Raw genomic sequence first — 14824 nt, forward strand, 5'->3', positions numbered from 1 at the left:
GTCTCGAAGAGGTCTCAACTCACCTTCACGAGGGATGCGCGCCACGGCGCGAGCCACCGGCGCGGGCTGTGGCGGGCGGCGCGCCCCCTCTTTCGTACGCCTTCGTGCGCTGATGCCCGGGAGTGCGCAGGCGGATCTTCCGTGCCGGCCGGGAGGTCGGTCCCGGCCGTACTCAGCGGCTCCGAATCCTCTTAAGGTGAGCAGTATTGGTAGCCGGTGGTGGTGATGAGCCGGAGACGGTCACGAGGAGGACTGCGGTGAGCGAGACGAGCCCGAGGCTGCGAGCCGAGCTGGACGGTATCCCCACGTACAAGCCGGGCAGGCCCGCGGCGGCGGGCGGTCCGGTGGCGTACAAGCTGTCCTCCAACGAGAATCCCTATCCGCCGCTGCCGGGTGTGCTGGAGAGCGTGACCGCGGCGGTCGGGACCTTCAACCGCTACCCCGACATGGCGTGCACGGGGCTGATGAGCGAGCTGGCGGACCGGTTCGGGGTGCCGCTCACGCATCTGGCCACCGGTACGGGCTCGGTCGGCGTGGCCCAGCAGCTGGTGCAGGCGACCTCCGGACCGGGTGACGAGGTGATCTACGCCTGGCGGTCCTTCGAGGCGTACCCGATCATCACCCGGGTGAGCGGGGCGACGCCGGTCCAGGTGCCGCTGACGCCGGGGGATGTCCACGACCTCGATGCGATGGCGGACGCGATCACCGACCGGACCCGGCTGATTTTCGTCTGCAACCCCAACAACCCCACGGGTACGTCGGTGCGCCGGGCCGAGCTGGAACGATTCCTCGACCGGGTGCCGGGCGACGTCCTGGTGGTTCTCGACGAGGCGTACCGGGAGTTCGTGCGGGACGCCGAGGTGCCGGACGGCGTCGAGCTGTACCGGGAGCGGCCGAACGTGTGCGTGCTGCGTACGTTCTCCAAGGCGTACGGTCTCGCCGGGCTGCGGGTCGGCTTCGCGATCGCTCATGAGCCGGTGGCGGCGGCGCTGCGCAAGACGGCCGTGCCCTTCGGGGTGAGCCAGCTCGCGCAGGACGCGGCGGTCGCCTCGCTGCGCGCCGAGGACGAGCTGCTCGGGCGGGTCGGTTCGCTGGTCTGCGAGCGCACGCGGGTGGTCGACACGCTGCGCGGCCAGGGCTGGACGGTGCCGGACACCCAGGCGAACTTCGTGTGGCTGCGGCTCGGGGAGCGCACGGTCGACTTCGCCGCCGTGTGCGAGCAGGCCGGGGTCGTCGTGCGGCCGTTCGCGGGCGAGGGAGTCCGGGTGACGGTGGGCGAGACCGAGGCCAACGACATCTTCCTCAAGACGACGGAGAACTTCCGCAAGGAGATCTAGCCGGACCGACATCTGACCGGACCGTCGGCAAGAGCTGTTGATCAAGGCCCTGGCGCCCCGCGAGAGCGGGCTGCCGGGGCCTTGTGGCGTTCGTCTCGTTCGTTGCTCGCGCGCGCCTCTGACCTGGTGTTTCGCGCCGTACGCGCCGGGGCCCGCAGCAAGGCACCCCCACCTGTCACCGCTCGAACGGGCATGCGTCATAATTGCTTGTGAATGTGAACGCGTTCACAAGCGCGTCCCATTTGCTCCCTGGATGTCTGGGGCAAGCGGGACAAACTGCCGCGGTTACCACGGCGACGTAAGGAGTTGACGACGTGGAATTGGCTTTGGCGCCGGAGACGATAGCGCGATGGCAGTTCGGCATCACCACCGTCTACCACTTCCTCTTCGTCCCGCTCACGATCTCGCTCGCCGCGCTCACCGCGGGCCTGCAGACCGCCTGGGTGCGCACGGAGAAGGAGAAGTACCTCAGAGCCACCAAGTTCTGGGGCAAGCTCTTCCTGATCAACATCGCGATGGGTGTCGTCACGGGCATCGTGCAGGAGTTCCAGTTCGGTATGAACTGGTCCGACTACTCACGTTTCGTCGGTGACGTCTTCGGTGCCCCGCTCGCCTTCGAGGCCCTGATCGCCTTCTTCTTCGAGTCCACGTTCATCGGGCTGTGGATCTTCGGCTGGGACAAGCTGCCGAAGAAGATCCACCTGGCCTGCATCTGGATGGTCTCGATCGGCACGCTGCTGTCCGCGTACTTCATCCTCGCGGCCAACTCCTGGATGCAGCACCCGGTCGGCTACCGCATCAACGAGCAGAAGGGCCGTGCCGAGCTCACCGACTTCTGGCTGGTCCTGACCCAGAACACCGCGCTCAACCAGGTGTTCCACAGCTTCTCGGCGGCCTTCCTGACGGGCGGCGCCTTCATGGTGGGCATCGCGGCGTTCCACCTGATGCGCAAGAAGCACATCCCGGTGATGCGGACCTCGCTGCGGCTCGGCCTGGTCACCATGGCGGTCGGCGGCCTGCTCACCGCGATCAGCGGCGACACCCTCGGCAAGGTCATGTACGAGCAGCAGCCCATGAAGATGGCCGCCGCCGAGGCCCTGTGGGACGGCGAGGAGCCCGCCCCCTTCTCCGTGTTCGCCTACGGGGACGTCGACAAGGGGCACAACTCGGTGGCCCTGGAGATCCCCGGTCTCCTGTCCTTCCTCGCCCACAGCGACTTCGACTCGTACGTGCCCGGCATCAACGACACCAACAAGGCCGAGCAGGAGAAGTTCGGCCCCGGCGACTACAAGCCCATCGTCCCCGTCGCCTACTGGGGCTTCCGCTGGATGATCGGCTTCGGCATGGCGTCCTTCTCCCTGGGCCTGCTGGGACTGTGGCTGACCCGGAAGAAGTTCCTGCTGCCGGCCGCCCGGCGCACGGGTGAGGACGAGGTACCGCATCTGGTGCTGCTGAGGAAGCCGCTCGGCTCCAGGCTCACCCGGCTGTACTGGCTCCTGGCGGTCTGGACGATGGCCTTCCCGCTGATCGCCAACTCGTGGGGCTGGATCTTCACCGAGATGGGCCGCCAGCCCTGGGTCGTCTACGGCGTCATGCAGACCCGTGACGCGGTCTCCCCCGGTGTGTCCCAGACCGAGATGATCATCTCGCTTGCCGTCCTGACGACGATCTACGCGATCCTCGCCGTCGTCGAGGTGAAGCTGCTCGCGAAGTACATCAAGGCCGGACCGCCCGAGCTCACCGAGGCCGACCTCAACCCGCCCACGAAGATCGGCGGCGACCCCCGGGACGCCGACAAGCCGATGGCCTTCTCGTACTAGGCCCAGGGAGCTGCTGAGTCATGGAACTTCACGACATCTGGTTCGTCCTCATCGCCGTCCTGTGGACCGGCTACTTCTTCCTGGAGGGCTTCGACTTCGGGATCGGCGTCCTCACCAAGCTGCTCGCCCGCGACCGGACCGAGAAGCGGGTGCTCATCAACACCATCGGCCCGGTCTGGGACGGCAACGAGGTGTGGCTGCTCTCGGCGGGAGGCGCGACCTTCGCCGCCTTCCCCGAGTGGTACGCCACGCTCTTCTCCGGCTTCTATCTGCCCCTGCTGCTCATCCTCGTCTGCCTGATCCTGCGCGGAGTCGCGTTCGAGTACCGGGCCAAGCGGCCCGAGGAGCAGTGGCAGCGCAACTGGGAGAACGCGATCTTCTGGACCTCGCTGCTCCCGGCGTTCCTGTGGGGTGTGGCCTTCGGCAACATCGTCCGGGGCGTGAAGATCGACCAGAACTTCGAGTACGTGGGCAGTCTCGGTGACCTGCTCAATCCGTACGCCGTCCTGGGCGGGCTGGTGACGCTGACGCTGTTCACCTTCCACGGAGCGGTGTTCGCGGCGCTCAAGACCCTCGGTGACATCCGGGAGCGGGCGCGGAAACTGGCTCTGCGGCTCGGAGTGGTGACGGCCGCGCTCGCGCTGGTCTTCCTGCTCTGGACCCAGGTCGAGAACGGCGACGGCACGAGTCTGGTCGCGCTGGTCGTGGCGGTGGTCGCGCTGGTCGCGGCGATCGGCGCGAACCAGGCGGGGCGTGAGGGCTGGGCCTTCGGGCTGTCGGGCCTCACCATCGTCGCCGCGGTCGCGATGCTGTTCCTGACGCTCTTCCCGAACGTCATGCCGTCCTCGCTGAACGACGAGTGGAGCCTCACGGTCAGCAACGCCTCGTCCAGCCCGTACACGTTGAAGATCATGACCTGGTGTGCGGTGATTGCCACACCGGTGGTCATGCTCTATCAGGGCTGGACGTACTGGGTGTTCCGCAAGCGGATCGGTACCCAGCACATCGCCGACGCCGTGCACTGAGGCCCATCGATCCGGGGGCATGTTTCACGTGAAACATGCCCCATGAGAAGAAGGTGTGTTTCACGTGAAACCGATCGACCCGCGACTTCTTCGATACGCCCGTGCCACCCGTCTCTTCCTGATGGCGGTCGTGGGACTGGGAGTTGTGGGAGCGGGGCTGGTCGTCGCCCAGGCCATGCTCATCGCCGAAGTGGTGGTCGGCGCCTTCCAGCACGGGCTGTCGACGGCTGAACTCCGCACGCCACTGCTTCTGTTGGCGGCTGTCGCGGTCGGACGCGCGCTCATCTCCTGGCTCACCGAACTCGCGGCGCACCGGGCGAGCGCGGCGGTCAAGTCGGAGCTGCGCGGACGGTTGCTGGAACGGGCCGGCGCGCTCGGTCCGGAGTGGCTGGGTGGGCAGCGGACAGGTTCACTGATCGCGCTCGCCACCCGAGGGGTGGACGCCCTCGACGACTACTTCTCGCGCTATCTGCCGCAGTTGGGGCTCGCGGTGGTCGTACCGGTCGCGGTGCTCGCGCGGATCGTCACCGAGGACTGGGTGTCGGCGGCGATCATCGTCGGCACCCTGCCGCTCATCCCGATCTTCATGATGCTCATCGGCTGGGTCACGCAGTCCCAGATGGACCGGCAGTGGCACCTGCTGTCCCGGCTGTCGGGGCACTTCCTGGACGTCGTCGCGGGGCTGCCCACGCTCAAGGTCTTCGGGCGGGCGAAGGCGCAGGTCGAGTCCATCCGGCGGATCACCGGGGAGTACCGGCAGGCGACCATGCGGACCCTGCGGATCGCCTTCATCTCGTCCTTCGCGCTGGAACTGCTCGCCACGATCTCGGTCGCCCTGGTCGCGGTGACCATCGGCATGCGGCTCGTCCACGGCGAGATGGAGCTGTACGACGGACTGGTCGTGCTGATCCTCGCCCCCGAGGCCTATCTGCCGCTGCGCCAGGTCGGGGCGCAGTACCACGCGGCGGCGGAGGGACTGTCGGCCGCCGAGGAGATCTTCTCGGTCCTGGAGACGCCGGTGCGGGAGCCCGGGACCGCTGTGGCGCCCGCCCCCGGTGAGCTGCGCTTCGAGGGAGTGACGGTCCGCTACCCCGGGCGGACGTCCGACGCGGTGTCCGATGTGTCCTTCACGGTGGCCCCCGGAGAGACGGTGGCGCTCGTCGGGCCCAGCGGCGTCGGCAAGACGACTCTCCTCAATGTGCTGCTGGGGTTCGTCCGGCCCACGCAGGGGCGGGTCGAGGTCGGAGGGGTCGATCTGACGGACGCCGACCCGCAGAAGTGGCGTTCGCACGTCGCCTGGGTGCCGCAGCGGCCCCATCTGTTCGCCGGGTCCGTCGCCGAGAACGTGCGGCTGGCGCGACCGGAGGCGGACGACGCCGCGGTGCGGGAGGCGCTGGCCGACGCCGGGGCCCTGGAGTTCGTGGACGCGCTCCCCGACGGACTGCGCACGCTCCTGGGCGAGGACGGTGCCGGGCTGTCCGCCGGGCAGCGGCAACGGCTAGCCCTGGCGCGGGCGTTCCTCGCGGACCGGCCGGTGCTGCTGCTCGACGAGCCGACGGCCTCACTCGACGGGGCGACCGAGGCCGAGGTGGTGGCGGCGGTCCGGCGCCTCGCCGTCGGACGGACCGTCCTCCTGGTCGTCCACCGGCCCGCCCTGCTGGGCGTGGCCGACCGGGTGGTGCGCCTGGAACCGGCGGCTTCGGCGGACCGAACCGCCGCAGGGCCCGGCGCCACGCGGCCGGACCGCTCCGACGTGGTGGCGTCCGTGCCCGTGGCAGACGCGGAAAAGACGGCCGCGGTCCCGGACGGCCGCGGCGACGTGCTGGCGCGTGTCCGTGCCATGGCCGGTCCGCGCCGGGGTCGCCTCGCGCTGGCCCTTCTGCTCGGCAGCCTCGCGCTCGGAAGCGCCGTCGGCCTCATGGCCACCTCGGGCTGGCTGATCTCCAGGGCCTCGCAGCAGCCGCCCGTGCTGTATCTGATGGTCGCCGTGACGGCCACGCGGGCCTTCGGGATCGGTCGGGCCGTCTTCCGGTACGCCGAGCGGCTGGTGTCGCACGAGGCGGTGCTGCGGATGCTCGCCGACACCAGGGTCGCCGTGTACCGGCGTCTCGAACGGCTGGCACCCGCGGGGCTGCGCACCACCCGGCGTGGTGATCTGCTCTCACGGCTCGTCAGCGATGTGGACGCGCTGCAGGACTACTGGCTGCGCTGGCTGCTGCCCGCCGCCGCGGCGGCCGTCGTCTCCGCCGGTTCGGTCGGGTTCACGGCCTGGCTGCTGCCCGAGGCGGGTGCCGTGCTCGCCGTCGGGCTGCTGGCCGCGGGCGTGGGCGTGCCGCTGGTGACCGGCGCCGTCGCGCGCCGCGCCGAGCGCCGGCTGGCACCGGCACGCGGTGTCCTGGCGACCCGGGTGGCCGATCTCCTCACGGGAACCGCCGAGTTGACCGTCGCGGGCGCGCTGCCCGCCCGTACCGCCGAGGCGCGGCGGGCCGACGCCGAACTCACCCGCATCACCTCGCGCGCCGCCACCGCCACCGCGCTCGGCGACGGACTGACCGCGCTGATCTCCGGCCTCACCGTCACGGCCGCCGCGCTCGTCGGCGCCCAGGCGGTCCTCGACGGGCGCCTCAGCGGCGTGGCGACGGCCGTCGTCGTCCTCACACCGCTGGCCGCCTTCGAGGCAGTCCTGGGCCTGCCGCTCGCCGCCCAGTACCGACAGCGGGTGCGCAGAAGCGCGGAGCGCGTGTACGAGGTCCTGGACGCGCCCGAGCCCGTACGGGAACCGGAGCGGCCGGCGAGGGCGCCCGGATCGCCGTTCCCGGTCGTGGTGAAGGATCTGGCCGTCCGGTACGAGGGGCAGGAGCGGGACGTGGTCGCCGGGGTGGACCTGGTGCTCGAACAGGGGCGCCGGACCGCTGTCGTCGGGCCGTCCGGATCCGGCAAGACGACGCTGGCGCAGGTGCTGCTGCGCTTCCTGGACCCACGCGGAGGGACGTACACGCTCGGGGGTGTGGACGCGTACGGCATGGACGGTGACGACGTGCGGCGACTGGTCGGGCTCTGTGCGCAGGACGCGCACCTGTTCGACAGCTCGGTGCGCGAGAACCTGCTGCTCGCGCGGAAGGACGCGACGGACTCCGCGCTGCGGGACGTGCTGGGCCGGGTGCGACTGCTCGACTGGGCCGAGGGCCTGCCCGACGGGATCGACACGATGATCGGTGAGCACGGGGCCCGGTTGTCCGGGGGACAGCGGCAGCGGCTGGCGCTCGCCCGTGCGCTGCTCGCGGACTTTCCCGTGCTGGTGCTCGACGAGCCCGCCGAGCACCTCGACCTGCCGACCGCCGACGCCCTCACCGACGATCTGCTGGCCGCGACCGAGGGACGTACGACGCTGATGATCACTCATCGGCTCGCGGGCCTCGAAGCGGTGGACGAGGTGATCGTCATGGCCGAGGGACAGGTGGTGCAGCGGGGCGCCTTCGACGAGTTGGTGCGTGCCGAAGGGCCGTTGCGGGAGATGGCCGAGCGGGAGAGCCGGATGGAGATGCCAGCCTTCGCACGGTGAGACAAGCGCACGGAATCACATGCCAGGGTTCGACTTTCCCAGACAAATGGGACTAACTAGGCTCGGTGCATGTCAGTCGAGCCGGGCCCCGGTGGCGCCCCGAACCCAGACGACGTGCCGCGGCTGCTGGAGGCGATGCGGGCGGTCGGAAGCGGTCTGCGGCTGCGGTCCACGCTGGAACGCATCTGCGAGACCGCGGCGGACCTGGCGGACGCACGCTACGCGGCGGTCGGACTGACGGCGGAGTGCGGGGACGGCCTCGCCGAGCACGCGGGCCCGGACACCGACGGACAGCCGGTCCGCTGGATCGGGCGGCTGCCGGACGGCTACGCGGAGACGGAGGGGACCGAGGGGCCATGTCGTTCACCCGAGGCCGGCTTCCTGGCCGTACCCGTCCGCGTACAGGGCGAGAGCCTCGGCACCTTCTACCTCGCCGAGAAGCGCGACGGACGCCCGTTCGCTGAGCACGACCTCGACATGGTGCGCGTACTCGCGCGCGAGGCGGGCATCGCGGTGGGGAACGCGCGCCTGTACGGGGCCGCCAAACGGCGGGAGCGCTGGATCGACGGATCGGTGGCCGTCACCACCGCACTTCTCTCCGGTGGAGACGCCGACGAAGCCCTTCAGGTGGTCGCCGAACAGGCCCGCCGGCTCTCCGACTCGATGGCCGGGCTCGTGCTCCTGCCCGCGGCGGCGGGCGGCCTGGAGATCGTCGCCGTGGCGTCCGAGCATCCGTCGAGGGCCCTGGGCCTCGTCGTGCCGCCCGAGAACGCGGTGGCGGGCCAGATCCTCGCGGGCAACGCCGTGTTCGTCGAGGACGCGGCCTCGGACCCGCGGATGCTCGCCGACCTCTCCCGGGGCTACGGGCCGACGATGCTCCTTCCGCTCCAGAGCGGCGGCCGGGTCCTGGGGACCCTCGTCATGGCACGCGCGGCGGACGCCCGCCCGTTCACGGATGCCGAGCGCACCCTGGCGACACAGTTCGCCTCCCAGGCCGCCCTCGCGCTCATGATGGCCGAGGCGCAGCGGGACCGGGAACAGCTCGCGGTCTACGAGGACCGTGACCGGATCGCCCGTGACCTGCACGATCTCGTCATCCAGCGGCTGTTCGCCACCGGGATGCTGCTGGAGAGCGCCCAGCGGCGGTCCGTGCTGCCCGAGGTGCGCAAGGGCGTCGGCAAGGCCGTCGACGAACTCGACGTCACCATTCAGGAGATCCGTACGGCCATCTTCGCACTCCAGCAGGGACCCGCGGAGTTTCCGACCCGGCTGCGGACGCGCGTCCTGCGGGAGATCAACATGGCCGCCGTACCGCTCGGCTTCAAGCCGTCCCACCGATTCGTCGGGTCCGTGGACACGGTGGTCGGCGAACTCACGGCCAAGAACCTCGTCGCGGCCCTGCGCGAAGCCCTGTCCAACGCCTTCCGGCACGCGGGAGCGGCCCACATCGACGTCACCGTGGACGCGACCGTACGGCTTCCGGGCGAGCGGACCGGCGTGCGTCTGACGGTGACGGACGACGGCGTCGGTATCCCCGAAGGGGGCCGGCGCAGCGGCCTGAAGAACCTGAAGCGGCGCGCGGAGTCGCTGGGCGGGGACAGCTGGTACGGCCCGGGGTCCGGGGAGGACGGCGGCGGCACGTCGGTGGTCTGGGAGGCGCCGTACTGAGTCCGGACGGGCCGTGCGTGCCGTGCTTGCCGTGCGGACCGGGTGGGCCGGGCGGCGCGAGGCGCGTGGGGCGACTCGCCGAAACGGCATCGGCGGGGCCCTGTTCAGCCCAGCGCGGTGGTCCATCCGTGCCTGCCGCTCCCCCAGGTGTACGACTTGAACAGGACCGGAGCCGTCCCCGCGCGACACGATCCATGTCATGCGCTCACGTCGACCTCGCCGTCACCTGCTCGTCGCGGCGCTGTTGTGCGCGCCCGCCGTCCTGGCGGCGGGGCCCGCGACGGCCACCGGGGACGCCGACGGCTCCGACGGCTCCGGCGGGGCCGGCGCCGAGGTGGTGCGGCTGTACGAGGAGGCGGCGGCGGCGACGCAGCGGTACGAGGCGGGGCGCCGCCAGGCCGACGAGCAGCGGCGCCGGGCCCAGCGACTGGAGCGGCTTCTCGACCGGGAGCGGCGGGACATCGCGGTGCTGCACGGGGACCTCGGCCGCATCGCACGCGCCCAGTACCGCACCGGCGGTGGGCTCCCGCACACCGCGCAGCTGCTGCTCGCGGACAGTCCCGAGGAGCTGATGCGCGGTCGGCGTGCCCTCTGGCGGGCGGATCTGGCGGTCGACAACGCCGTCACCAAGAGCCGCCGGGCCGAGCGCAGGCTCACCGCCGACGAGTCCAGGGCGGCATCCGCCTGGCAGGTGCTGGAGCGGCGCAACGACGAACTCGCCGGGATCAAGCGCGGCATCGAGCGAAAACTGGAGGAGGCCCAGGGCACGCTCCAAGGGCAGGCGGACGCCTCGGCCGCCGCCGGTGCGTGCCGGGGCCCCGTCCGGCTCGACCAGCCGGACGAGGCCTTCACCCAGCCGTGGATCCCGCCGGTGGAGACGTACGGACTGTCCGCGGGGTTCGGCAGCGGCGGTGAACGCTGGGCGAGCCGGCACACCGGGCAGGACTTCGCGGTGGACATCGGCACGCCGGTGCGTGCGGTGGGCCGGGGGCGGGTGGTCAAGGTGTCGTGCGGCGGCCCGTTCGGCATGGAGGTCGTGGTGCGGCACGCGGGCGGCTACTACACGCAGTACGCCCATCTGGCGGCCGTGACCGTGGACCAGGGGGAGCGGGTGTCCACGGGCCAGTGGGTCGGCCAGTCGGGCACGACCGGCAATTCGACGGGCCCGCATCTCCACTTCGAGGTACGCCTGACGCCGCAGCCGGGATCGGGAGTCGACCCCCGGGAGTGGCTCGCCGAGCGGGGAGTGCGGCTGTAGCCGTAGGAGCGGGCCGGCCGCCGACTGCCGACTGCCGACCGCCGGCCAGCCGGACGACGGCAGCCGGACGACGGGCTGCGGGCGAACTGGCTCAGTGGTCCGATCCGCCGCCGTCGTCCGTGCCTACCGGCGCTCCGCGAGTATCCGCTCGATGACGACGGCCACGCCGTCCTCGGTGTTGGCGGCCGTGCGTCCGGACGCCGCGGCGATCACGTCGGGGTGCGCGTTGCCCATCGCGTACGACGTGCCCGCCCAGGTGAGCATCTCGACGTCGTTCGGCATGTCACCGAAAGCGACGACCTCCTCGTGCGAGATACCGCGCTCGGCGCAGCACAGCGCGAGCGTGCTGGCCTTCGAGACGCCGGGGCCGCTGATCTCCAGCAGCGCGCTGGGGCTGGACCGGGTCACGTTGGCCCGGTCGCCGATGGCCAGCCGGGCGGTCATGAGGAAGTCGTCCGGGGCGATCTCGTGGTGGAACGCGAGGATCTTGAGCACCGGCTCGTCGGCGCCCGGGGCGTCCGGGGCCAGAAGTTTCTCGGCGGGCGCGACGGTGTCGGGCGCCTCCAGGTGCAGCTTCGGGTACGCGGGCTCCTGGTAGAAGCCGTAGGTCTGCTCGATGGCGAAGAGGGTGCCCGGAGCGGCGTCGCGCAGCAGCCGTACGGCGTCGAGCGCGTTCTCCCGCGCCAGTTCGCGCACCTTGACGAAGCGGTGGGCGCCGGGGCCGCCGTGCAGATCGACCACGGCGGCGCCGTTTCCGCAGATGGCGAGGCCGTGGCCGTGGACGTGGTCGCTCACGACGTCCATCCAGCGGGCCGGGCGCCCGGTCACGAAGAAGACCTCGATGCCGGCCGCCTCGGCGGCGGCGAGGGCTGCCACCGTGCGCGGTGAGACGGACTTGTCGTCGCGCAGCAGGGTGCCGTCGAGGTCCGTGGCGATCAGGCGGGTCGGGAGGGGGGAGGCCGGGATCCCGGGCCGTCGGGTCGCTGAGGTCACCGCGCCATTCTCCCGCATATGCGCGCACGGGCGTGCGGCGGTCCGCACATGTGAGTGACGCAACCCCTCACCTGCCGTTTTTCCCCCACAAGCCGCGAGCTGCAAGCCGCAGCCGCTGGGCGGGGCGCCCCGGAAGGGGCGCGGGGAACGGCGCGAGCAACCAGAGACGACCCGCAGTCGCGTACCGGGCTTCGGCCCCTGACCGGGCTTGGGCCCCTCCCCGGCGGGCGCCGGACTTCGAAGGGGCGTCAGCCCAACTGCGCGACCGCTTCCAGCGCGATCTGCTCGAAGACCTTCTCGTCCGCCGCGAAGTCGGAGTCCGGGATGGGCCAGTGGATCACGATGTCCGTGAAACCCAGCTCCTTGTGGCGGCCCGCGAAGTCGACGAACGCGTCGAGGGACTCCAGCGGACGCCCGCGGTCCGGGGTGAAACCGGTGAGCAGCACCTTGTCGAGCTCCCGCACATCGCGCCCGACCGTCCCGCACGCGACGGCCAGCTTCTCCAGCTGGCCGCGCAGGGCGTCCACCGACTGCTCGGGCGTGCCCGTCTCGAAGATCTTCGGGTCCCCGGTGGTCACCCACGCCTGTCCGTGCGCGGCGGCGAGCCTCAGCCCGCGCGGCCCGGTGGCGGCCACTGCGAAGGGCAGCCGGGGGCGCTGCACACAGCCGGGGATGTTGTAGGCCTCACGCGCCGAGTAGAACGTGCCGTCGTACGACACGGTGTCCTCGGTGAGCAGCCGGTTGAGCAGCGGTACGAACTCGCCGAAGCGGTCCGCGCGCTCGCGCGGTGTCCACGGCTCCTCGCCGGTGCGCAGCAGTGTCGTGGCGTCGAACCCGGAGCCGCCCGCGCCGATGCCCAGCGTGATCCGGCCACCGGAGATGTCGTCGAGGGAGATCAGTTCCTTGGCGAGGGCCACCGGGTGCCGGAAGTTCGGTGAGGTCACCAGGGTGCCGAGGCGCAGCCGGTCGGTGGCGCCCGCGGCGGCGGTCAGCGTCGGCACGGCGCCGTACCAGGGGCCCTCGCGGAACGTGCGCCAGGCCAGGTGGTCGTAGGTGAAAGCGGTGTGGAACCCGAGCTGCTCGGCGCGCTGCCAGGTGGAACGTCCTCCCTCGTGCCAGCGGAGGTACGGCAGGATCACGGTGCTCAGGCGCAGACTCATGCCGCAGAGCCTAAGCGCAGCCGTGCGGCACACCGAAGCGGCCGACCGGCGGGGTGGCGGTGTGGCCGGGATTCCGGCCATGGCCGGAGTCCCGTCGGGTAAGCGGCAGCGGCACGCGGCGGCCCGGCGCGGGCCACCCCGCTCACCGGTTCCTCAGTGCGTGGCCGGAAACCGCAGGTAGCGTGGGGGTACGGCGGCCGTGAGCCAGACGCCGTTGGCGCTGACCGTGAAGACGTGCCCGTCGCGGCTCATGGCGCCGGCGTCCACGGAGAGCACGACGGGGCGGCCCCGGCGGGCTCCGACGCGGGTCGCCGTCTCGCGGTCGGCCGAGAGGTGCACGTCGTGCCGGTTCATGGGCCGCAGCCCCTCGGCGCGGATCGAGTCCAGGCTGCGGGCGACGGTGCCGTGGTACAGGTACGCGGGCGGGGTCGCCGAAGGCAGCCCCAGGTCGACCTCCACGGAGTGGCCCTGGCTGGCGCGGATCCGGGTGCCCTCGATCGCGAAACGCCGCTTGTCGTTGGTGGCCACCACATGGTCCAGCTCGTCCCGGGTGAACGGGAAGCCGTGCGCCGCCGCCGCGTCCATCAGCGTGCCGATCTCGACCCAGCCGCCGTCGTCGAGCGTGAGCCCGATGCGCTCGGGCTGGTGCCGCAGATGCTTCGAGAGGTACTTCGACACCTTCACGGTGCGCTTCTCTTCAGCGGTGCGCTGCTCGCCGGCGGTGTGCCGCTCGCCAGCGGTGTGCCGCTCGCCCGCGATGCGCTTCTCGTCCGTGGCGCGCCTCTCGTCCATGGGTCTCTCGTTCATCCCGTCAGGGTGCCTGGAGAGACACTGATCACGCATTTGATTTTGGCCCGGAGGTTTGATCCACAGCCAAATGCGTTATCCACAGCCGGAGTTGGCGAATCTGTGGACAACTCCCTGACATTTTATGATGGTTCGTCAACGTCCGCCGTTTGAGAGCGATGTGCGGCAAGTGTGTCCAAGGCCCGCGCTCTGATCTCGCGTTCAGCGGCCAGCGCGATGAACTCGGCCGCGTGCTCCGCGCCGACAAGCCCTTCCACGGCGGACATTGTCGTGGCCGGAACGGTCACAGTACGCGTCTCCTCCTGGTCCGCCAGGGGTTTCTCCACACCGAGATGCCGGCGCAGCTGTCGATGGGCGAACAACTGCATGGCCCGGGCCAGTTCGGCATCCACCGTCTGGCGTGCGAGCGGCCTGAGCCGTCGTACGAGGGCTGCCGCTTCCGTGGCGTCGGCGTCGTTCGGCGGGTGTTCGCCGAGGTAGCGGGCGAAGACGTGCTCGGCCGTGAACTCCAGGAACCGGGAAGCGATGTGCTCCACCTGACCCCTCAACTCCCGCAGATGGCCCGAGATCGCGGACAGCGGGACGCCCGCCTCGTACAACTCGGCGGCCACCGCCAGCTCTTGGGGGCTCGGCACGAGGAACGTGTCGTCCTGGTCCGGGATCCGTTCGAGCACTCCCAGCTCGACCGCCTCGGCCACCGCCGCGTCGTCCGGGTGACCGCCGAACCGTTCGTCGAGCTCGGCCCGCGAGATACGGACCGCCTCCTCGTCGGTCCACGGCCCGTCGACCTCCGCGACCAGACCGAGCACGCCGCCCAGGCCGCGCCCCGCGTCCCAGGCCTCCAGGAGCTCCTTGATGGAGGCCAGGGTGTAACCGCGGTCCAGCAGGTCCGCGATCTGCCGCAGCCGGGCCAGATGGGCGTCCGCGTAGAGGTTGGCGCGCCCGCGCCGCTCCGGGCGGGGGAGCAGCCCGCGGTCCTGATAGGCGCGGATCGTGCGGACCGTGGCGCCACTGCGGTGCGCCAGGTCCTCGATCCGGTACGCGGCGCCGGCCGGCTCGTCGATCACAGTCCCTGTCCTTTCGGTTCCCTGCCCTTTCAGTTCCCTGCGCTTTCGGTTCCCTGCCCTCCCGAGCGCCCGTCGCTACGCGATCGCCGCCCCGCCGATCGGCCCCCCGGACCGAGGAAGACCCGGC

General features: G+C 71.1%; 10 protein-coding genes. 6 read left to right on the top strand and 4 right to left on the bottom strand.

From position 1 onward, the window contains the following. Window positions 1-257 precede the first annotated feature (257 nt). The 6 genes from hisC to ACFWGJ_RS01555 all read left to right on the top strand — a co-directional run bounded on the left by hisC (window position 258) and on the right by ACFWGJ_RS01555 (window position 10670). Complete coding sequence (gene hisC, locus ACFWGJ_RS01530) at window positions 258-1337, top strand: histidinol-phosphate transaminase (RefSeq protein WP_387320197.1); 1080 nt, start codon at window positions 258-260, stop codon at window positions 1335-1337. A 314-nt stretch (window positions 1338-1651) separates the two neighbouring features. Beyond that, window positions 1652-3157, top strand: coding sequence for a cytochrome ubiquinol oxidase subunit I (locus ACFWGJ_RS01535; protein WP_210881411.1), 1506 nt, complete (start codon window positions 1652-1654; stop codon window positions 3155-3157). 20 nt (window positions 3158-3177) lie between these two features. After that, window positions 3178-4182, top strand: a complete 1005-nt coding sequence (cydB, locus tag ACFWGJ_RS01540) for a cytochrome d ubiquinol oxidase subunit II (protein WP_381833855.1) — start codon at window positions 3178-3180, stop codon at window positions 4180-4182. Between the two features lie 64 nt (window positions 4183-4246). Continuing rightward, a complete protein-coding gene (cydD, locus tag ACFWGJ_RS01545; RefSeq protein WP_387320198.1) occupies window positions 4247-7744 on the top strand; it encodes a thiol reductant ABC exporter subunit CydD in 3498 nt (1165 codons plus the stop codon). Between the two features lie 69 nt (window positions 7745-7813). Beyond that, window positions 7814-9412, top strand: coding sequence for a GAF domain-containing sensor histidine kinase (locus tag ACFWGJ_RS01550; protein WP_387320199.1), 1599 nt, complete (start codon window positions 7814-7816; stop codon window positions 9410-9412). A gap of 199 nt (window positions 9413-9611) precedes the next feature. Then, window positions 9612-10670 carry a peptidoglycan DD-metalloendopeptidase family protein gene (locus ACFWGJ_RS01555; RefSeq protein ID WP_387320200.1) on the top strand — a complete coding sequence of 353 codons (1059 nt, stop codon included), beginning with the start codon at window positions 9612-9614 and terminating at the stop codon, window positions 10668-10670. 123 nt (window positions 10671-10793) lie between these two features. Here the strand turns inward: ACFWGJ_RS01555 and ACFWGJ_RS01560 are convergent, their stop codons facing one another. From ACFWGJ_RS01560 to ACFWGJ_RS01575, 4 genes are all read right to left on the bottom strand, one after another. Further along, window positions 10794-11681: a Cof-type HAD-IIB family hydrolase gene (locus ACFWGJ_RS01560; protein WP_387320201.1), complete on the bottom strand. Its 888-nt coding sequence runs from the start codon at window positions 11679-11681 to the stop codon at window positions 10794-10796. Window positions 11682-11911: 230 nt separating this feature from the next. Then, window positions 11912-12823, bottom strand: coding sequence for an LLM class flavin-dependent oxidoreductase (locus ACFWGJ_RS01565; protein ID WP_387320202.1), 912 nt, complete (start codon window positions 12821-12823; stop codon window positions 11912-11914). A gap of 153 nt (window positions 12824-12976) precedes the next feature. Further along, window positions 12977-13630: an RNA 2'-phosphotransferase gene (locus tag ACFWGJ_RS01570; protein ID WP_387320203.1), complete on the bottom strand. Its 654-nt coding sequence runs from the start codon at window positions 13628-13630 to the stop codon at window positions 12977-12979. Window positions 13631-13752: 122 nt separating this feature from the next. Continuing rightward, complete coding sequence (locus ACFWGJ_RS01575; protein WP_387320204.1) at window positions 13753-14697, bottom strand: MerR family transcriptional regulator; 945 nt, start codon at window positions 14695-14697, stop codon at window positions 13753-13755. Window positions 14698-14824 lie beyond the last annotated feature (127 nt).

This window comes from Streptomyces sp. NPDC060205, from assembly GCF_042728395.1.
In the GTDB taxonomy this organism is placed as follows: Bacteria; Actinomycetota; Actinomycetes; order Streptomycetales; family Streptomycetaceae; genus Streptomyces.